The sequence below is a fragment of the Paracoccus sp. TD-10 genome (genome assembly GCF_048270675.1).
Taxonomy (GTDB): Bacteria; Pseudomonadota; Alphaproteobacteria; order Rhodobacterales; family Rhodobacteraceae; genus Paracoccus; species Paracoccus pantotrophus.
Window position 1 is genome coordinate 204337 of sequence record NZ_CP182420.1, and the last position, 18764, is coordinate 223100.

The following is an 18764-nucleotide window of genomic DNA, read 5'->3' on the forward strand; positions in this document are numbered from 1 at the left end:
CGTTCAGCTGCCCGACCGGGCGGTGCCGCCCGGCGCAGGCACATGCACCGCCACGCCGTCCGCCAGGAAGCCGACGCCGCTTTCGACCACCTGCGCCCGGGGCGGCAGGCCCTGGCCGATCTCGACCCGACCGTCCCTTCGCGTGCCGGTCGTCACTTTCTGCATGCGGGCGATGCCGTCCTCGACCAGAAAGACGTAGGAATAGCCGTCGCGCAGCAGGACGGCGGTCTCGGGCAGGGTCAGGACCGCGCGCGATCCGATCTCGATCTCGCCGCGCGCGAAGATGCCGGCCAGCAGACCGGCCGTCGGCTGGAGATCGACATGCGCCGTCGCCATGCGCGAGGCGGCATCGATCTGGGGCGACAGGCTGCGCACCCGTCCCTCGGCCTGCATGCCCCGGCCCAGGAAAAGCCGCACCACCATTCCCGGCCTGACCCTCGGCACATCGGCAGCCGGCAGATCGGCCCGCCATTCCAGCCGCGCATCGCGATGCAGCCGCACGAGTTCCTGGCCCGGCTGGATCACCGTGCCCTCGAGCGCGCTGACCGCGCTGATCAGCCCGTCGTGCGGCGCCCGGATCGTGGCGAAGTCCAGGCGCATCCGGTCGGCCTCGACACGCGCCCGGGCCGCCTCGAGCCGCGCCGTCGCCATTTCGGCGGCCGCGAGCAGCTGGTCGCGGCTGGAGGCCGAGATCGTCTCGCCCGGCTTCAGGGCCAGGGCCCGGTCGGCCGCGCGCCGGGCCTCGGCCGCTGCGGCCTCGGCTTCCCGCAGCGCCGCCCGGCTGGCCAGCAGGTCCGCCGCGATCGTGCCGCCCGCAAGCTCGGCGACCACCTGTCCCGCCGTCACGCGATCCCCGGCCTCGACCAGCAGTCGCGCCAGGCGCAGGCCGCCGGTCTCGGCACCGATGCTGATCTCCTGCCAGGCAAGGACACTGCCCACCGCCGACAGGTGCTCGGGCCATTCTTCGATGCGCGGCTCGACCAGCCGGACGGTCAGAACCGGCGCCGGTCGGTCCTGCGGCTCTGCCTGGGGCGCTGGTTCGCCCCCGACCGAGCCGAGCGCCAGGCCGATCAGGGCCAGAAGCGATGCCGTCAGGGCGGCGGCCAGAGTCTTGCGATGCAGGATCATGACGGATGCTCCTTTCAGGATGCGCTGAACGGCTGCCGGGCCCGGTCAATCGGCCGCAGGCAGAGCGGGGGCCTCTCCGCCCAGGTCCTGGCGCAGGAAGGCGATCCCGACGAGATGGAAGGCATCTTCGCCGTGGGCCTCGGACAGGTCCTTGATGCTCTGCCAGGGCTGCGCGTCGATGCCGTGTCGCGCGTAGATCGCCAGCAGCACCTCGGTCGAAAGCCCCGCGACAGCCGCGACGGCAGTCAGCGGCGCCTCGACCAGCTTCTCGAAGACGGGCCATTTCAGCTGCGGCGCGGTGATCCGGCCGAAGGAAATCGGCGAGGCCAGAAGGACGAGGGCGAAGGCCGTGACGCTGACCGCCCCCCCGCGCGTCTTGAGATGCCGCTGGAAGGGCCGCAGGTTCACCGCGACATGGGCCACCACTCCCAGCAGGAACAGCCAGGAGGCCCATTCATGGGCAAAGCTGACATAGCCCGGCACGATGTCGAAGAACATCAGCACACCGGTGACGGCCATCAGCAGGAAGGACCCGATGGTCAGGGGCGTGGCCCAGCTGCGCAGGCCGATCGATCGGAAGGGGGGCATGGGGTTTCCTTTCGGGAAGCGGACGGACCAGCCGTCAGGGGGTGAAGACGATGCGGCCAGCCTCCGGGGCGGTCTCGTTCCAGACCTGTTCAACCGCGCTCAGCGGCATGGGCCGCACGTCGACGCGGAAGGTGCCGCGCGCGATCAGCCGGGCCAGTTCGGGCAGTTCGCGCAGGATCTCGCGCCCGGAGACCGCGCCGTGCCCGCTGCCCATGACCTGCAACCGGGCCGAGCGCAGCACTGCGCCGGGAAGGGGCGCGACATCGCCGGCCAGCGATCCGACATGGATCCAGTCCAGCGGCCGCGACGGGTCGGCGCGGTGCCGCAGCATGCGCTCCATCATCCGCGCCGCCGTCTCGCCCCAGACGAAATCGAGCACGACATCGGCGCCACGGGCGATCTCGCCCAGGGACTCGTCGTCGAGCGCCACGGCGTCGGTGGCCCCAAGCGCCGCCAGCCGGGCCAGCTTGGCGCGGTCGCGCCCGGCGGCGATCACCCGCGCGGCACCCAGATGCCGGGCGATCTGCACCGCCAGTTGCCCCGAAGCGCTGGTGGCGCCCAGAACCACGACCTGCCGTCGCCAGCCGACCGGCCATCGGCTGCGGAACGCGGGCAGGCGGCAGCGCAGGGCCAGCCAGGAGGCCATCGCCGGGTTCATCGCGCCGGCGATCAGCACCGGATCGCTGCCTTCGGGCAGGACGATGCTGTGATGCGGATCGATGACCGTGCGTTCGGCCATCGTGCCCGGCTCTCCGGGGCCCTGCACGAAATAGCGCAACCGGCCGTCCGGGCCGCGCCCGACCCCGTCCATGCCCGCGACGAAGGGCAGCTCGCCAGTGCCCGAGTAGTGCAGCCCCGCCGCCCGGCCGCGGGTGACATGATGCAGACCGGCGGCCAGGACCCTGACCGGCAGCCGGCCGCGCGGCCCGACCTCGGGCTCGGCGATCTCGAGGCAGGCAGGGGGACGGTCGAAGGCAGAGACAACAGCGGCTTTCATGCGCCCTTTCCTTTCGGTCACGGGGTTGATATGGTTCGTATGGTGAACTAAATAATTCGCAATACGAACCAAGTCAAGAGGATCTGCCATGCAGCATCACGCCCCGCCTCAGGACACTTCGGACAACGGTCAGGACAGCCCTCGGGACGCTCATCTGCTCGACGCCCTGGTCACGGCCGCCTTCATCGTCATGGCTGCCATCACCCGGATCGGAGCCGAACACGACCTGTCGCTGTCCCTGATGCGCGTCCTTGGCATTCTGTGGGACCGGCGGCTGCGGATGACGGACCTTGCCGACTATCTCGGGCTCGAGAAGCAGACGATGTCGGGCCTGATCGCCCGGGCCGAGAAGCGCGGCCTCGTGGCACGCGCGCCGAGCCGCGAGGACCGGCGGGCCACCGATGTCCATCTGACCGAAAGCGGCGCGCTGCTGGTCGCCGAGCTGCGCCGCCAGGGTCAGACGGCCCTGCGGCCGGTCATCGCCGGGCTGGGACCCGAGGACCGGCGCCATCTCGCCGACCTGCTGCAGGCGATGATCGCCGGAAGAGCAGGCTGAGTCGCAACTGCCGCGGCCGCGTCGGTTCCGAACGCCGCCGCCGTTCCCCAGCGGAACTGTCGGGATCGCATACTCGGACCGGGCCCACATCAAGTTTCCGGAGCGGATCGAACTCTGTCTCGGTCTGTTCCCGGATCCCGAGGCATTCAGGCCGAAGGGGCTCATCGTGCGCCAGATCCGACAGCGATGGGGGGCCATGTCGCCGGCGGGACGCCTGCTGCTGAACCCCCGTCTGGTGCAGGCGCCGGTCGATGCCATCGACTACGTGATCACCCACTAACTCTGCCACGTGGCCGAACCCGATCACGGGGCAGCCTTCTTCGATCTCCTCGACAAGGTGTTGCCCGACTGGGAGCGCCGGAAGCAGAGACTGGAACGGGCCATGGCCTGAGAACTGCCGAACCCGGTCGCGACAGACGCAAACGCGACCCCAATCCAAGCAATTCCGGCAGCATGGGTTTTTTCAGCAACTACATGCACTTATGAGAAATTTACCAAATCCGCGCAGTCAACAGGTCCGGAGAATATCGGCTCTGTTGCATAACTCAGGTGATGGGCGCGGTTACCCCCTCCCCGGACAGACTTATCCTACAGCTTCCGTGACCGGGATGCCGAGCGCGGTGTAGCCGTTCAGGACGGCGATGCGGATCTGGAACTCGGCGACCTGACGGTCGAAGTCCCTTGCCATGAGCCGCTGGCCCAGCAGTTTGACACAATGCATCTTCGTCTCGATGCGGCTCCGGCGGTGGTATCCACTCCATCGTCGCCACAGGGTGCGGCCGAGATACCTGGACGCCCGGAGGGCCTCGTTGCGCGCGACGGCTCCAGCGGTGATGGTCTTCCAGGTCTTCGCGTTCCTGCGCGGTGGGATGACGGCATGGGCTCCGCGATCTGCAATCGCATCGTGGCACTTGCGCGTGTCGTAGGCGCCATCTGCCGTGACGCTACCGATTTCCTGGTCCTCCGGGATCTGGTCGAGAAGGTCAGGTAGGATCGGCGCATCGCCGACGTTGCTCCCGGTGATCTCGACAGCCCGGATCTCTAGCGTTTCCTCGTCGATCCCAAGGTGGATCTTGCGCCAGACCCGCCGTTTGGGGCCACCATGCTTGCGAGCGTGCCACTCGCCTTCGCCCTCGACCTTGATTCCTGTGCTGTCGATCAGCAGGTGCAGCGGCCCTTTGGAGCCGCGATACGGGATGTTCACAGCCAAGGTCTTCTGGCGGCGGGACAGTGTGCTGAAGTCAGGCACCGTCCAGTCGAGGCCAACCAGACGCAGCAGGCTCTCGACGAACCCGGTCGTCTGCCGGAGCGCCATGCCGAATAGCACCTTCATCGTCAGGCAGCTCTGAATGGCAGTATCGCTGTAGGTCTGCTGGCGGCCACGCCTCCCCGTCGGCACGGCATCCCAGCTCATCTCGGGGTCGAACCAGATCGTCAGCGAGCCCCGGCGCTTGAGCGCTTCATTGTAGGCTGGCCAGTTTCTGGTCCTGTAGGTTGGCGGTGTGGGTCTGCTCATACATCACAGCTACCACCCTGGATTCACGATCTGAATCCCTGACGGGATTTGTGCAACAGAGCCGTTGAAACTCCAAAGTCGATTTCTAACTGAACTTTTCGCAGGGGTTCCCTGCTATCTGACATCGCTGTTTTGCGCAGGAGGTTTTGCCGGGCAAGGCCATCTCGCGTTCCGGAACCATGGTCCGGCGGATGGCAGTGATCTTGTATCACGACTGTCCGAATTCGAGATGCCAAATCCGGCGGTCATGCCCAGGCGGGGTGATCGTAGACGACCTTCTCGCATCCATTGTTGAGGCTTCGCTCAGAAGAGGAGGTTTTGCCGATGAAGATCGCACAGATCGCACCGCTGGAAGAAAGTTGCCCGCCGCGTCTCTATGGGGGAACAGAAAGGATCGTCTCCTATCTCACCGAAGAACTGGTCAGGCAGGGCCATGAAGTCACGCTGTTCGCCAGCGGCGACAGCCGGACCAAGGCCCACCTGGTCCCGTGCAGCAAGGAAGCGCTCCGGCTCGATCCGAACGTGAAGAACTCGCTGCCTTGGCACGTCGCCATGCTGGAGGAAGTCCGCTTGCGGGCCGATGAATTCGACGTGCTGCATTTTCACATCGACTTCCTGCACTATCCCATGGCGCGCGCATTCGCCGATCGCATGGTGACGACCATGCACGGCCGGCTCGACGGGCCTGATCTTCGTCCCTTCTATGCGACCTTCCCGAACTATCCGCTCGTTTCGATCTCGGACGATCAGCGCCGTCCGCTGCCCTTCGTGAACTGGGCAGGAACAGTTTATCACGGTCTTCCCAAGACTCTGCTGCCCTTCACCGAACGCCCGAACGGAGACTATCTTGCTTTCCTCGGACGGATTTCGCCGGAGAAACGCCCGGACCGCGCCATCGAAATTGCGGCGCGGGCGGGGATGCCACTGAAAATCGCCGCCAAGATAGGCGATGCGGATCGCAAGTATTGGGAAGAGATCATCGCGCCTATGGTCGACGCCCACGACAATGTCGAGTTCATCGGAGAGATCAACGAGAAGCAAAAGGCCGAATTTCTCGGGAACGCGCGGGCGCTGCTCTTCCCGGTCGACTGGCCCGAACCTTTCGGCTTGGTGATGATCGAGGCCATGGCCTGCGGCACGCCTGTAATCGCATGGGCGAATGGCTCAGTGCCCGAGATCGTGGAGCCAGGGCTGACCGGCTATGTCGTGCACTCGCTGGAGGACGCTGTCGCGGCCGTCAGCAAGCTGGACCGTATCAGCAGAGGAATCGTGCGCGAGACGTTCGAAGAACGCTTCACCGCAGATCGCATGGCGCGCGACTATGTCGAAATCTATCGCGGGCTGCCGGGCGTCGAGGCTGTTACGATGCCGCTCCCGCATATGCTCGGCGGCCATGGGGCCCATGTCCTGCATGCAGCGGAATGAGTGCGAAGGAGAGTAGGATGACCGAGGCGCTGCAACAGACGGCCTTGCGTGCGTCGCAACTGGTCGCGCCGCCGGCGCAATTCTTCATCCCGGCGGCAGCCTCCTTGCAGGAGCGGCGGCCACGAACCCTGAAGCACGGCGATACCTTCGCCGTGTTCGATCACAATGGCGATGTGCTCTCGGGGCCAGGCAGCCCCGAGGGCCTGTTCCATCGCGACACCAGGTATCTCTCGCATTACTATCTGACCATCGGGGGAGAGCGGCCCATGCTGCTCTCGTCCACATTGCGCGACGATAACGCCACGCTGACCTGCGATCTGACGAATCCCGATCTTTATGACGAAACCGGTCGCTGTCTGATTGCGCATGATCGCATCCACATGCGCCGGACGCGGTTTCTCTGGCAGGGCACGTGTTATGAGCGGCTGGCGGTACGCAATTTCGACGAGGCCCCACATGAGATTACCTTGGAAATCGCCTTTGAGGCCGATTTTGCGGATATTTTTGAGGTCCGTGGCCGGGTGCGGGCCCGCCGGGGAACGTCGCTCTTGCCGGAGGTGGATGGCTCGCACGTGCTCTTGTCGTACCGGGGGCTCGACCACAATCCACGTAGCACCGCTCTGCGTTTTGATCCTGCGCCTGCGCAGCTTGAGCCGGGGAAAGCCGTCTATCGTCTGAGCCTCGCCCCCGGCGAAACGCGTTCGCTCTTTATCGAGATCGGCTGCGACGTGAATGGGGCTGAGGATCCTCCGTCGCGCCTGTTTTTCCGCTCGTTGCGGGACGCGCGCCGCGCACTCAGACGTTCTTCTTCCCGCGCAGCCACGGTGCAAAGCTCCAACGAGATATTCAACGAGACCATGCGCCGTTCGGTCTCGGACCTCTACATGCTCATGACCGATACGGAGGAGGGGCCCTATCCCTATGCGGGCGTGCCCTGGTTCAGCACCGTGTTCGGGCGCGATGCTCTGATCACCGCCTGGGAAATGCTCTGGCTCGACCCGGCGGTCGCGCGGGGCGTTTTACTGCATCTTGCGGCCAACCAGGCGACGGAATTCGATCCGGATACCGATGCCGAGCCAGGCAAGATCCTTCATGAAGTGCGTTATGGCGAAATGGCGGAAACTGGCGAAGTTCCGTTCCGGCGCTATTACGGCAGCGTGGATTCGACACCGCTGTTCGTGATGCTCGCCGGGGCGTATTTCGAACGCACCGGCAATCGGGTGGTGCTGGAAACACTCTGGCCGCATGTCTGTGCGGCGCTCGACTGGATCGAGACCTATGGCGATCGGGACGGCGACGGTTTCGTGGAATACGGGAGGCGCAGCGACAAGGGGCTCGCCAACCAGGGGTGGAAGGACAGTCATGATGCGGTGTTTCACGCCGATGGGACGCTGGCCAAGGGGCCGATCGCGCTATGCGAGGTACAGGGCTACGTCTATGCTGCCCGGCTGGCTGCGTCCGAGATCGCACGGGAACTCGGTCATGACGGGATCGCGGAGGAACAGGCGCAAAAGGCCTCGGAATTGAAGTCCCGTTTTGACGCGGCGTTCTGGGACGATGAGCTTGGAACCTATGTGCTCGCCCTCGATGGTGACAAACGGCCCTGCCGAGTACGCAGTTCGAACGCGGGCCATCTGCTCTGGACGGGAATCGTCCCGGAGGAGCGCGCCGAAACGGTCGTTCGAGCCCTGATGGGGCCGTCGTCTTTCTGCGGATGGGGAGTGCGGACCATTGCCGCGGGTCAGGCACGGTACAATCCGATGAGCTATCACAACGGGTCGGTCTGGCCCCATGACAATGCGCTGATCGGGGCGGGGTTGGCGCGCTACGGGTTCCGTGAAGAGGCCGCACGGATTTTCGAGGGCATCTTCTCTGCGGCCACCTATATCGACCTGCGACGGTTGCCGGAGTTGTTCTGCGGCTTCCCGCGCCGCGAGACGCAAGGCCCCACCTTCTATCCGGTGGCCTGTACGCCGCAGGCCTGGGCGGCGGGAGCGCCGCTTTTGCTGCTTCAGGCCTGTCTCGGGCTGCGCTTCGACGCCGAGGCGCGGCAGGTGATCTTCGAGCAACCGATCCTTCCGGAGTTTCTGGGAGAGGTCGTGCTGCGCAATCTCCGCCTTGATGGTGGATCCGTCGATGTGGCTCTGCGCCGGTCTGGCACCCACGTGGTTGCCGATGTTCTGCGTCGCGACGGACCGGTTCGGGTTATTGTGACCACCTGAAGGGACGGGCTGGCGCCATCGTCTGCGCCAGCCCGATTTCTGCTACTGCAGATCATCTTCTTCCTGATCGGCTTCGAGCAATTCGACCAGCCGGGCGACCCGGCCCGATGGGAAGGGGCTATGGGCATCGACCTGCGCCTCGTCCGCCTCGACCCAGGCCTTGGCACAGGCAAGTTCGGAGGCGTCGGCGCCGGTGCGCAGAATATCAGACAGAAGCGTGGGGTCCGTGCCGGGACCCAGGATGCTTTTCACGTCGTTTTCGGTCATGATCTCCTCCTTTCGAATGCTACAAGGAAGCAAGAGAAATATAGGAGAGCTGTTCGTAGAAAAAAGTTTCCGAGCATCCTCTTGAAACCGTAAGGTGCTGTTCCAAATCACTTTATGCAGATCGCCCAGATGGGGATCGGCCATAAAGCGGGACATCGCTCCTGCGGTGCTCCCGATGTCTGTACCCATGTTGCTCAAAGGAGGATATGGCTATGGCAACGACACTTGATTTTGCACCTCTGTTCCGTTCGAGCGTTGGCTTCGACCGTATGCTCGACGCGCTCGAGACAGCCCGTCGAGTGGAGACGCTCGACAACTGGCCGCCTTATGACATCGTCAAGACCGGCGAGGACGACTATCGCATCGACATGGCGGTGGCGGGCTTTGCCGAAGACGATCTGACCCTGACCCAAGACAAGAACATGCTGATCGTGTCGGGCCGCAAGGAGACGCCCGAAGGTGACGGCGGTGTCAGCTATCTCTATCGTGGCATCGCCGGCCGGTCGTTTGAACGTCGGTTCGAACTGGCCGATCACGTCCGGGTCGAAGCGGCCACGCTGTCGAACGGCTTGCTGACCGTCGAGCTCAAGCGCGAGATCCCCGAGGAACTCAAACCGCGTCGGATCGAGATCGCGTCGGCTGAGGCGACCGAGGGTCTCGAGACCAGACAACTCGAGACAGCTCCAGAGCCGGAACCGGTCGCGGCCTGAACCAGCTTGGACCCAGAACGGGACGTTCCGGCCGCTCGGGTGGCGGCCGGACGCCCTTCCTGCAATCTGGAGGCTAAGAGATGAACGTGATCAGCGGAGATTTCACAGGACAATCACATGTATCACCCATTCTGAGTCAGGTCGGTTCGCGACCAGACTGGGACTCTTCTCTGCCGGACGATGCGGTCGCCCGGATATGGAAACCGTCGAAATCGGCGATGACCTCGGGGCGCACGCGTACGAAGGGCTGGAAGATGAGCTTTCCACGCCGGACCGGTCCTTGGCTCGAGCCTTTGATGGGCTGGACGGGTGGCGACGACACGATCCAACAGATAGACCTGAGCTTTCCGACGCTGGAAGCCGCTATTCGCCATGCAAAGCGTCTGGGGGTGGCTTACGAGGTGCATCTGCCGGCAGGCGAAGCCGCGCGCCGTGCCGCCCGGGCACGGGACAGGCAGGCCGAGCTGTGGTCCGATGCCACGCTCTCTCGGCTCGGACTGTCCGAGATGCGGCAAACCTATCGTGACGCGATGGCCGGCGCAAAACGGCGGGGCGATCCGAAAGGCGGCGATGATGGGCGTTCTCCCATTGAAGTTGCTTCGGACGCCAGCCTGTCGTTGGAGGCTCGCCGTTCTATCCTGATGAACTGGGCCTACACGGAGTATCTTCAGGATGTCGCCAGCACCGAAGGCATGCCGGAAAACCAGCGTGCATCGCAGTTTGCCGAGGTTGAACGAGCGCTGTTGGCGCTTGAAGCGGCGGTGGCCGCCGACGGATTGTATCCGTCCGTTGAGGAAGGGAGGGCGGCATGAATCCCTTCGTTGCAATTGATGCCCAGCAGGCGGTGCCCGATCGTTTCGCACTGGTCCTCGCCGCGAGCGCCCGCAGCCGGGCGCTGAGGGCCGGGGCAGAACCTCGGGTCGAACCTAAACGGCAAGCAACCGAAGAGCTTGCCTTGGAAGAGATCGCGACCGGTGCGATTTCGCAGGAGGAGCTGTTGCCCTTCCTGCCTGCGCCGGCGCCCAAGCGGCTGGCTCGGCCGTATTGAATCCCTGGTGAAGAGAAAGGAGGTAACACCATGAGCAAGACCTGGACCACGAACTATGACAAGCTTGGCGACGGCATCAGCCTTCTCGCGGGCCTAGGGTCAGGATTCATAACCAATAAATGACGGTTGCCGCGAGCGCGATGGCCGAGAGGAAGACCTTCGGGCATCTGTCGTATCGGGTTGCCACGCGCCGCCAGTCCTTGAGCCTGCCAAACATGATCTCGATGCGGTTGCGCCGCTTGTATCGGCGCTTGTCGTATTTGACCGGTGTCTTGCGCTGCTTTCGACGGCGTTGTTGCAGAAGTCAGTGTGTGAGCGCAGTTTTCCCTTTCCGCGTTGAGTTCATGCCACGCGTTTGATCTCGGCGGATCCGAGGGCATTGAAGCGGTTCATGAGGGCGATGCGGATATGGATTTCGGCGGTCTGGCGGTCCGGGTCTCGTGATGAGATGCGTTCACCGAAGGCCTTGAGGCAGCGCATCCTTGCCTCGATCCTGCTTCGGACGTGATAACCTGACCAGCGCTTCCATATGGCCCTGCCCAAGCGCTGGGTTGCCCGGAGGATCTCGTTGCGCGCCCTGGCTGCGGGGCAATCCTCCTTCCAGAGACGGCCATTCCTCCGGATCGGGATGATAGCGGTGCCGCCTCGATCCAGGATCGCGGTGTGGCAGCGTCGGGTGTCAAAGGCACCGTCGCCGGTGACGGTGCCGATCTGTTCATCCTCTGGGATCTGGTTGAGCAGGTCGGGCAGAACAGGGCTGTCGCCTTCACGGCTTGAGGTGAATTCGACGGCGCGGATGTCACCTGTAGCCGTGTCCATCGCCAGATGAACCTTACGATATTGGCGTCGGCGATGCGGGCCATGCTTGCGGGCAAGCCATTCCCCATCACCAAGAAACTTGATCCCGGTGCTGTCCACCAGCAGGTTCAGCGGCCCCGGCGCACGGCGGCTCGTGATCTGAACCGTGATGCGCTTCTGCCGTAAGCGCCGTCTCCGTCCCATTGGGATTTGGGGTGCGCTTGGGAGCGCGAGTTGGGTGCGTTGGGGGGCGAGTGCCGGTTAGTGAAGCTCACAATGAGCTCAGCCGGGAGTCCCGGATGTGCTCATTGTGAGGTCTTGGTCGCTGCCGCGTAGGCCCATGGCATCAAGGCGTCTATGTCCTTGTCGAGGTGGCCGGTGGCGATGCTTGTGAAGAGATCGCGCAGGTAGGCGTAAGGCTCCACGTCGTTCAGCTTGCAGGTGCCGATCAGGCTGGCGAAGCGGGCCCAGTTGCGGCCACCCTCGTCGTGGCCGGCGAAGAGCGCATTGCGGCGGTTCATGGCCGGGCTGCGGATGGCGTTCTCGACCAGGTTGGAGTCCATGTCGACATGGCCATCGTCGAGGAACAGCCGGAAGCCGTCCTGGCGGCGCAGCATGTAGTGCAGGGCCTTGCCGAGATCCGACTTGCGCGAGGTCCGGTCGGCCTGGGCGGCGAGCCAGGCGAAGAATTTATCGACCAGGGGGCGGGACTGCTCCTGCCGGATGGTGCGGCGCAGGCCGGCATCCTTGCCGCGGATGGCGGCCTCGATCCGATAGAGCGCGGCGATGCGCGCCAGCGCCTCGTCGACAATGGGCGAGCCGGCCTTCGGTCTGGCCGCGATGAGCTTCCTGCGGCCGTGCGACCAGCAGAACGCCAGCGCAAGCGGCTTGCCGCCCTTCCGGTCGGGCTTGGCCAGATGGGTGTAGCCGCCATAGGCGTCGACCTGAATCGTCCCGTCGAACCCGTCGAGGATCTCGTCGGCGTTCTCGCCGGCGCGGCCCGGGCGATAGTGGAACACCACGCCGGGCGGGGCGGGACCGCCCCAACCGCGATCGTCACGTAGCACCGCCCAGAGATATCCGGTCTTCGTCTTGCCGCGCCCTGGGTCCAGGACCGGGGCTGTGGTCTCGTCGACATAGAGGCGGGTGCCGCCGGTCTTCAGAAGCACCGTCATGCGCTCGACCACGGGCGCGATCAGCGCGCCGGTCCGGCCCATCCAGTCGGCCAGCACCGAGCGGTCGATGGGCACCCCGTGCCGGGCCATGACCAGCGACTGCCGGTTCAAGGGCATGTGTTCAGAATGCTTGGCGACCGCGATCTGCGCGAGCAGCGCCTCGGTAGGCCAGCTGCCTTCGAGCAGATGCGCCGGGGCTTTTGCCTGCACCACACCGGCCCGGCCCTTGGGGCAGGCGTATCTGGGTCGCACCGTGACGATCACCTGATACCGCGCGGGGATGCAATCCAGCCGCTTGCTGCGGTCCTCGCCGATCCGGACCATGTCGCCACAGCCACAAGGACAGGCGATGCTGTCGGGCTCGACCACCCGCTCCACATGCGGCAGGCCTTCGGGCAGCGCCCGGGCTTTGCGCGGTTTACGCCGAGCTTTCTTCTCGGGATCGAGCGTGCTGGCGGCGATCTTCTCTTCGACCGCAGCGATGCGCGCCTCGGTCTCGGCGATGGCAGTCTCGAGGTCTTCCAGTGCCAGGTCCAGCTGGGCGGGGTCCAGCTTCTCGGACTTCGGCCCGAACTTCGCGCGGCGATACTGCTGGATCTGGCCTTCCAGCGTCACCACCAGCTCCTTGAGCTCGGCGATGAACGCCTCCTTCTCGGCCACCACCGCTTGCTCGTGCTGGCGTGCCGCGCGTTCGACCGAGGCCTCGAACCGGGCGGCCTCCAGCGCCTCGTGCTGCGCTGCAAAGGCCGCCACCACCTCGGGCGGGAGGTCAGGAAAGCGGCTCAGATCGAGGGGCTGCGACATGGCCCTTTCTATCCGATCCCGGCAGGGAAGCCCAACAAAACAACGCCCGGAACGACGACCTGAGTCACCCCGCCGCAGTCGGCACCGTCACCCGCTGCGCCATCACCCGCCGCCAATCCAGGCCCTCGACCAGCGCCTCGCATTGCGCCCGTGACAGCCGCATCACCCCGTCCTGAACCTTCGGCCAGGCGAACTTGCCCTGCTCCAGGACCTTATACACCAGCACCATGCCGGTGCCGTCCCACACCAGGATCTTCAATCTGTCGCCGCGCTTCGATCGGAAGATCACCATCACCCCGGAATGCGGATCGAGCCGCAGCGTGTTCTGAACGATCAGTGCCAGCGCCTGATGACCGCAACGGAAGTCCACCGGTCGGGTCGCCACCAGGATCGGCAGCCGCTGCCCGGCGACGATCATGCCGACCTGCGCAGCGCACGCACAAGCGCCGCCGCCCGCTCCGCCGACACGTCGCCCGGCACGCGGACAATAATTCCGTCGCCAATCTCGATTCCGACGACCCCTTCGGCACCGCGCGCGGCATCAGGCGAGGCATCCACCTCGTCATCTACCGACACCGGCACGAACGCCGGCACCACGGTCGCGCCTACCGCCTCCATGGCATCCGCCGGCAGCGCCAGAAGCCCCTGTCGCGCCTGGCGCCGCCAGTCCGAGAGCTGATGCGGCGCAAGATCATGCCGCTGCGCGACATCCACAACTCGCACCCCGGGCTGGAAACTCTCCGCCACGATCCGGGCCTTCACCGCCTCAGGCCAGCGCCGATACCCCCGCGTCCGACGAACCACCTCGACACGACCAACGAACCCGTCGCCACCATCCGCCACCATCGCCCCCTTGCAGAAAACCACAAAGAGGCTCGCTCCTACGCAGCTCGCAGGAAACCCACGATATCAATGGGCTGGAGACGGCGCATACCTTCTGCCTGCGGCTCAGGGTCGAGAAATCGGGCACCCGCCAGTCGAGCCCGGCCATCGAAAGGATGCTCGCCACCATCCCTGTCGTTTGCCGCAGAGGCAGGCCGAACAGAACCTTCACCATCAAGCAGAACTGGATCGCGGCATCAGAGAAGACCGGCGGCCGACCATTGCATCCGGATTTGGGTGCGCGCCAAACCATGTCCTTGTCCAGCCAGATCAGAAGGGACCCGCGCCGCTTCAAGGCATCGTTGTAGGACTTCCAGTTCATCGTGCGGTAGCGGGTGGGCTCAGGCTTGCTCATACTCGCCCCTTAGCCCACTGGATTCACAGTGTGAATCCCTCAGAAAACGGAGTTCTGCAACAACGCCCTTGCGACCCCGTAGGCTCAGGACTCATAGCCAATAAATGACGAGCGCCGCGAGTGCGATGGCGGAGAGGAAGACCTTTGGGCATCTGTCGTATCGGGTCGCCACACGTCGCCAATCCTTGAGCCTGCCGAACATGATCTCGATGCGATTGCGCCGTTTGTAGCGTCGCTTGTCGTATTTCACGGGCGTCTTGCGCTGCTTTCGGCCGGGGATGCAGGTGCGTATCCCTTTGTCTTTCAACGCGTCTCTGAACCAGTCGGCGTCATAGCCCCGGTCCCCGAGCAGCCATTCCACGTTTGGCAAGCTACCCAGCAAAGCCCGTGCGCCGATGTAGTCGCTGACCTGCCCGGCGGTGACGAAAAGATTGAGTGGGCGTCCCTGACTGTCACAGACGGCGTGCAGCTTGGTGTTCATGCCGCCCTTCGTTCGGCCAATCAGGCGTCCACGCCCCCCTTTTTCGCGGCCATGCTGGTCGCGGTTCGGTGGGCTTTGAGATAAGTCGCGTCGATCATGACCGTCTTTTCCTCGCCGTGATCGGCTGCCAGGCCAGCCATCATCTGCGCAAAGATGCCCTTGTCGCTCCACCGCTTCCATCGGTTGTAGAGCGTCTTGTGGGGGCCGTATTCCGCAGGCGCATCGCGCCAACGCAACCCATTGCGATTGATGAAGATAATCCCGCTCAAGACACGCCGATCATCGACGCGGGGTTTGCCGTGGGACTTCGGAAAATAGGGCTCAAGACGCGCCATCTGGGCGTCGGTCAACCAGAAGAGATCAGACATGTTCACCGCTCGTTTTTCGAACCGTGAATCACGCAGCCTCGCAGAAATCAATGGGTCCTGACCCTAGGCATGGCTCGGCGACAAGACCTCTGTCGCCGGTATCGGCCCGCTCCTGACTGACCATGAATGGGACATGGCCATGGATTTCGTTTCCGTTCGCCGCCTATTGCTTGTCCCCCACCGAATTGGATGGTGGATGAGCATCTGCAGCTTGCGGGAATTCGCGCGCAGCAGATCAAGTGCGCTTGGTGAAAGCCAGAGTCCGGCGGGCGAAACTTTCCAGCTCGGTATCGTTGATCTGTTCAGTCTCGTAGGCCGGATTGGTGTCGTGATGAAACTTGTTCGCGTAGTCCAGTATCGCGCGCAGTTCAACCGTATCGGCCTTTGAGAGAATCTCGTTCTGTTCACCGATCCGCTGTCGGGACTTATCGACGAACGGGCCAAGCATGGAGCCGGGAGGGAAGTGCTCAGGGTAGGCGACCCTGACAAAGGCTTCGAGAATATGCCGGAGCGCCACGGCAACGTTCCTCTCCTGCGTGGCTGAGTAGCTGTTCAGGAACTCGGCAACAAGCCTGTGTCGCCGGTCATGCTCGGTGATGCAGTCGTCATTGACATTCCATTCGGCGAGTGTCGAGCCGTCTCCATTCCGCATGACCATTATAGCCGCGCGATTAATGCGGCTTGCCGCTTCCCACAGCCCACACAGAAACGGCTTTTCATGGGACATGACGATCACCTGAGTAACCCGGCCTGTCAGCGCGATGATTTCCTGCCGCGTAGTCAGTGAACGGTGCTCATCAAGGCTCGTCATCGGATCGTCGATCACAACGATCTTCGACGCCAGATCGGAATCCTGTTCCAACGATGCGAAGAAGAATGCGAGCGCCAGTGTATTCCTGTCTCCGGCGCTCAATGTGTTCCTGAATGAGGGGCCTGCATTGGCTGATAAGGAAACGGGAACATTGTTGATCAGAACCTTGTAATCACATGTCGCACCGGATCGGGTGTTTCGGGAGGAAACGCTGCCTAGCCGGTATCCCGCATGAAATTTGCCGAGATAAGTGTTGATCGCCGCTTCGTATCGGGGGAACACCTGCTGCTGATACTGGTTAAGGGCCTCGCGCGCAGCATCCCGTGCCCGTTCGGTTTTCTGTTTTTTCGCCGCTGCTTCGAGGTATTTGCGACAGATCTCATCGTAGGGATCGCTGTGGCGCACCTTGATGCGCTTTAGATTATCCAGATCGGTTTGCAGGGCCGAAAGATTTGAAGAAGCTGCCTGCTCCTTTATCAGCGCGATTTTGGCGTTCGCCTCCTCATACACGCGCATCGCCTCGATATGTTGCTGGCGAAGCGCATCATAAGCCCCGATCGCATTCAGGGTTTCCTCGCTGAGGGGCGCGATTTCAAACGGCGCCGCATGCTTTGCCAAAAGCTGTTGGCGCACGGCTTCGCGCGCCGCGTTTAAGGCGCGGACGGTGGCCGCCGTGTCGAATTCTTGCTCAGGGATATCGGCGAACCGGCCCCAGAAGTTACGGGATTCAGAGATAGCCGCAATGGCTCGTTCGTAGGCAGCGGCGATATCACCGCCAAAATCACGGGTGAGTGCTTTACCCGCCTCGGTCACGTCCTCGCGGAGCTTGGCATAAGCGTCGCTGAAATACGCCTGATAGTGGCGGATGACAGGGGACGCGTCCAGGCTCTGGGCGCAAAACGGGCAATCGTTCCGGTCTGTTGCCTCGGCCATCGCGGCGACACGCGGCAGCCCTTCGGCTACCCAGGTTTCTGCGTTGCGACCGGCATGGGACAGATGATCACGGACTCTTTGAGCGGCTTCCGCTTCCAGCTCCGGCAAGCCGCGGGACAAAAGCCCGTTGAGTCCGTCGATATCGAACTCGGGCAGCGCAAAGTTCTTGAACGACTCACGCTTCTGAACCTCGTCAGAAGCCTTGGCAGCATTGATCTTGCGTTCCGTTTCGGCGATCGCGGCATCAATGTCGTCGCGCTTTTCGAGCGCGCAGAATTGATCGACATTCATCGCGCCGCGCACGCTGGCCGGAATGTTACCGCCGAGCTTGCGTATCTCGGCATTGTGCTCTTCGATTTCCCTGATGTGCTGCTGGAGCGTTTCATTCAGGGCGACTCCCCGCGCACCGATAATCAGTTCGTGAAGATTCTTGCAGTGTTCGCTGGCAATCTCGATCCCGGAGCAAACATTCTGGGCAACGAAGTCATCGTCGAAAACAACGATCCGGTCATCTGATGCCGACCAGCCACCGTTCTGAAAGACATGCTGGTTGGCAGATCTCGCCACAACGACGTGAGGCGGGTGCTGCGCGCCCAGCCTGTGCCGCTGTTCGATAAGAAGCGGGTCATTCGTTGCCAGGGATTTGAGAATGGCGGAAAGGGTTGTCTTGCCACGCCCGTTCTCGCCGTAAAGCACGGTTAATTTCTGAAACGGAAGGTTGGCGCCTGCAGATACGGAGTCAAATCGGCCCACATTTCTGACGAGATTGATATGAGTCAGCATGTGGATCACTTGACCTCTTTCAGCGCGGCCTTGTTGGGGCTATCAATAAAGTCGCCGGTTGTTCCGTTCTCGATCTTCTTCACAGCCGCCTCCTATTCCCGCCGGTGTGACGCGACCAGGCCCGCCAACGTGGCGCTTTCGGTGATCGAGTCACCGGGAACCAGAAGATAACCCCACGACTTTCCACCGTTGGCCTCGGCATGTTCATTGGCGTATTTCACCCATTCGGCAGCGGCGCGGGCCTTTGCCAGGACAATCTCGTCGGTCATTTCGTTCCGCGCCTTGATCTCGACGATCAGCTTTTCCGTATCCGTCTCAACCACGAAATCCGGCTCGTAGGCTTGACCGGACGCATACTCGATCTGGAACTGCCGGGCGCCCGGCTTGATCCAACGGCGGACAGACTTCTCAAAGTCTCCGTCGATCAGAACGGCGAACCGGCGTTCGTCATCGGAATCGAATTTCTGGTATGGGTATCCGCATTTCTGCAAACCGTTGAATACATATTTCCTTGTGTCGGACCGGGGCGTCACACCGTTTTTCAGGTCGCGAATTCGGTCCACCCCCGAAACATTGAAGTTCTGCGCATTGAGGACGCGGAAGCCTCTGGTCACCTTCGCCCGATAGTCCGTAGGCATCTCCCAGTAGTGGTCCTTCATCTGCTGGAAGATGAAATCAGCCCATTCCTTGCCGTGATTCAACGCCACGTTCTCAACGTCATCTTCCGTACTCAGGTAGCTGCGCAGATGCCCAACCACCTGACCGGCGAGCTTGTACAGCAGGTCCGCATGACTATCGTAGTCGATGGTGTCGAACGCGATCAGGTGGCCCGCCAATGCGATCTCAGATTGGGCCGCCGCTGCCGCGGGGAAAATCAACGCAGCCAACAGAGTGGCGAGATATCGTTTCACAATGCC

The 18764-nt window shown here is 63.3% G+C and carries 17 protein-coding genes and 4 pseudogenes; 7 read left to right on the forward strand and 14 right to left on the reverse strand.

What is annotated here, in order from left to right:
- Positions 1–3 precede the first annotated feature (3 nt).
- From ACNKFW_RS19700 to ACNKFW_RS19710, 3 genes are read right to left on the reverse strand one after another with little or no spacing between them, the layout of a single operon-like run.
- Positions 4–1128: an efflux RND transporter periplasmic adaptor subunit gene (locus ACNKFW_RS19700; protein WP_074991430.1), complete on the reverse strand. Its 1125-nt coding sequence runs from the start codon at positions 1126–1128 to the stop codon at positions 4–6.
- Positions 1129–1173: 45 nt separating this feature from the next.
- The gene (locus ACNKFW_RS19705) at positions 1174–1716 is read right to left on the reverse strand and encodes a DUF4405 domain-containing protein (RefSeq protein ID WP_409928740.1); all 543 of its coding nucleotides are present in this window, start codon (positions 1714–1716) and stop codon (positions 1174–1176) included.
- A gap of 34 nt (positions 1717–1750) precedes the next feature.
- Positions 1751–2713, reverse strand: coding sequence for a quinone oxidoreductase family protein (locus tag ACNKFW_RS19710; protein WP_074991433.1), 963 nt, complete (start codon positions 2711–2713; stop codon positions 1751–1753).
- A gap of 88 nt (positions 2714–2801) precedes the next feature.
- Here ACNKFW_RS19710 and ACNKFW_RS19715 point away from each other — a divergent pair, with 88 nt between their 5' ends.
- Both ACNKFW_RS19715 and ACNKFW_RS19720 read left to right on the forward strand, forming a co-directional pair.
- On the forward strand, positions 2802–3269 hold the full coding sequence (locus ACNKFW_RS19715; RefSeq protein ID WP_074991435.1) for a MarR family winged helix-turn-helix transcriptional regulator: 468 nt from the start codon (positions 2802–2804) through the stop codon (positions 3267–3269).
- A 124-nt stretch (positions 3270–3393) separates the two neighbouring features.
- Positions 3394–3660 (forward strand): annotated as a pseudogene (locus tag ACNKFW_RS19720) (M48 family metallopeptidase).
- 192 nt (positions 3661–3852) lie between these two features.
- On the opposite strand, the gene ACNKFW_RS19725 reads toward ACNKFW_RS19720, so the two are convergent.
- Positions 3853–4785, reverse strand: a complete 933-nt coding sequence (locus ACNKFW_RS19725) for an IS5 family transposase (RefSeq protein ID WP_179921185.1) — start codon at positions 4783–4785, stop codon at positions 3853–3855.
- A 324-nt stretch (positions 4786–5109) separates the two neighbouring features.
- Here ACNKFW_RS19725 and ACNKFW_RS19730 point away from each other — a divergent pair, with 324 nt between their 5' ends.
- A complete protein-coding gene (locus ACNKFW_RS19730) occupies positions 5110–6210 on the forward strand; it encodes a glycosyltransferase family 4 protein (RefSeq protein ID WP_043869996.1) in 1101 nt (366 codons plus the stop codon).
- Between the two features lie 17 nt (positions 6211–6227).
- Positions 6228–8432: an amylo-alpha-1,6-glucosidase gene (locus ACNKFW_RS19735; protein ID WP_043869995.1), complete on the forward strand. Its 2205-nt coding sequence runs from the start codon at positions 6228–6230 to the stop codon at positions 8430–8432.
- 42 nt (positions 8433–8474) lie between these two features.
- On the opposite strand, the gene ACNKFW_RS19740 is transcribed toward ACNKFW_RS19735, so the two are convergent.
- Positions 8475–8699, reverse strand: a complete 225-nt coding sequence (locus ACNKFW_RS19740) for a hypothetical protein (protein ID WP_043869994.1) — start codon at positions 8697–8699, stop codon at positions 8475–8477.
- Between the two features lie 212 nt (positions 8700–8911).
- Between ACNKFW_RS19740 and ACNKFW_RS19745 the strand changes: the two genes are divergently transcribed.
- The 3 genes from ACNKFW_RS19745 to rpoZ all read left to right on the forward strand — a co-directional run bounded on the left by ACNKFW_RS19745 (position 8912) and on the right by rpoZ (position 10457).
- A complete protein-coding gene (locus tag ACNKFW_RS19745) occupies positions 8912–9409 on the forward strand; it encodes an Hsp20 family protein (protein ID WP_043869993.1) in 498 nt (165 codons plus the stop codon).
- Positions 9410–9489: 80 nt separating this feature from the next.
- The gene (locus ACNKFW_RS19750; RefSeq protein ID WP_418025742.1) at positions 9490–10221 is read left to right on the forward strand and encodes an NADH dehydrogenase ubiquinone Fe-S protein 4; all 732 of its coding nucleotides are present in this window, start codon (positions 9490–9492) and stop codon (positions 10219–10221) included.
- Complete coding sequence (rpoZ, locus tag ACNKFW_RS19755; RefSeq protein WP_281029390.1) at positions 10218–10457, forward strand: DNA-directed RNA polymerase subunit omega; 240 nt, start codon at positions 10218–10220, stop codon at positions 10455–10457. The genes ACNKFW_RS19750 and rpoZ overlap by 4 nt, the downstream gene beginning before the upstream one ends.
- A 106-nt stretch (positions 10458–10563) precedes the next feature.
- On the opposite strand, the pseudogene ACNKFW_RS19760 reads toward rpoZ, so the two are convergent.
- The 9 genes and pseudogenes from ACNKFW_RS19760 to ACNKFW_RS19800 form a co-directional block, all read right to left on the reverse strand.
- Positions 10564–10743 (reverse strand): annotated as a pseudogene (locus ACNKFW_RS19760) (transposase); the annotation flags it as partial.
- Positions 10744–10799: 56 nt separating this feature from the next.
- A pseudogene (locus tag ACNKFW_RS19765) lies at positions 10800–11438 on the reverse strand (IS5-like element ISPpa3 family transposase); the annotation flags it as partial.
- Positions 11439–11560: 122 nt separating this feature from the next.
- Positions 11561–13234, reverse strand: a complete 1674-nt coding sequence (locus ACNKFW_RS19770) for an IS66-like element ISPpa7 family transposase (RefSeq protein ID WP_024844429.1) — start codon at positions 13232–13234, stop codon at positions 11561–11563.
- 64 nt (positions 13235–13298) lie between these two features.
- Entirely contained in the window at positions 13299–13652 is a 354-nt protein-coding gene (gene tnpB / locus ACNKFW_RS19775) for an IS66 family insertion sequence element accessory protein TnpB (RefSeq protein ID WP_028710877.1), read from the reverse strand.
- Entirely contained in the window at positions 13649–14080 is a 432-nt protein-coding gene (gene tnpA, locus ACNKFW_RS19780) for an IS66-like element accessory protein TnpA (RefSeq protein WP_143091340.1), read from the reverse strand. Before tnpA ends, tnpB begins: the two co-directional genes overlap by 4 nt.
- A gap of 76 nt (positions 14081–14156) precedes the next feature.
- A pseudogene (locus tag ACNKFW_RS19785) lies at positions 14157–14471 on the reverse strand (transposase); the annotation flags it as partial.
- A gap of 91 nt (positions 14472–14562) precedes the next feature.
- Positions 14563–15320 (reverse strand): IS5 family transposase gene (locus tag ACNKFW_RS19790; RefSeq protein WP_114669055.1). Its coding sequence is split into 2 segments (ribosomal slippage): positions 14563–14996 and positions 14996–15320, totalling 759 coding nucleotides; the frame shifts between segments, so codons are not numbered across the junction.
- 235 nt (positions 15321–15555) lie between these two features.
- Positions 15556–17847 (reverse strand): AAA family ATPase, encoded by a 2292-nt coding sequence (locus ACNKFW_RS19795; RefSeq protein WP_418025876.1) that lies wholly within the window; start codon positions 17845–17847, stop codon positions 15556–15558.
- Positions 17848–17939: 92 nt separating this feature from the next.
- The gene (locus ACNKFW_RS19800) at positions 17940–18758 is read right to left on the reverse strand and encodes a type III restriction enzyme, res subunit (RefSeq protein WP_011749585.1); all 819 of its coding nucleotides are present in this window, start codon (positions 18756–18758) and stop codon (positions 17940–17942) included.
- Positions 18759–18764 lie beyond the last annotated feature (6 nt).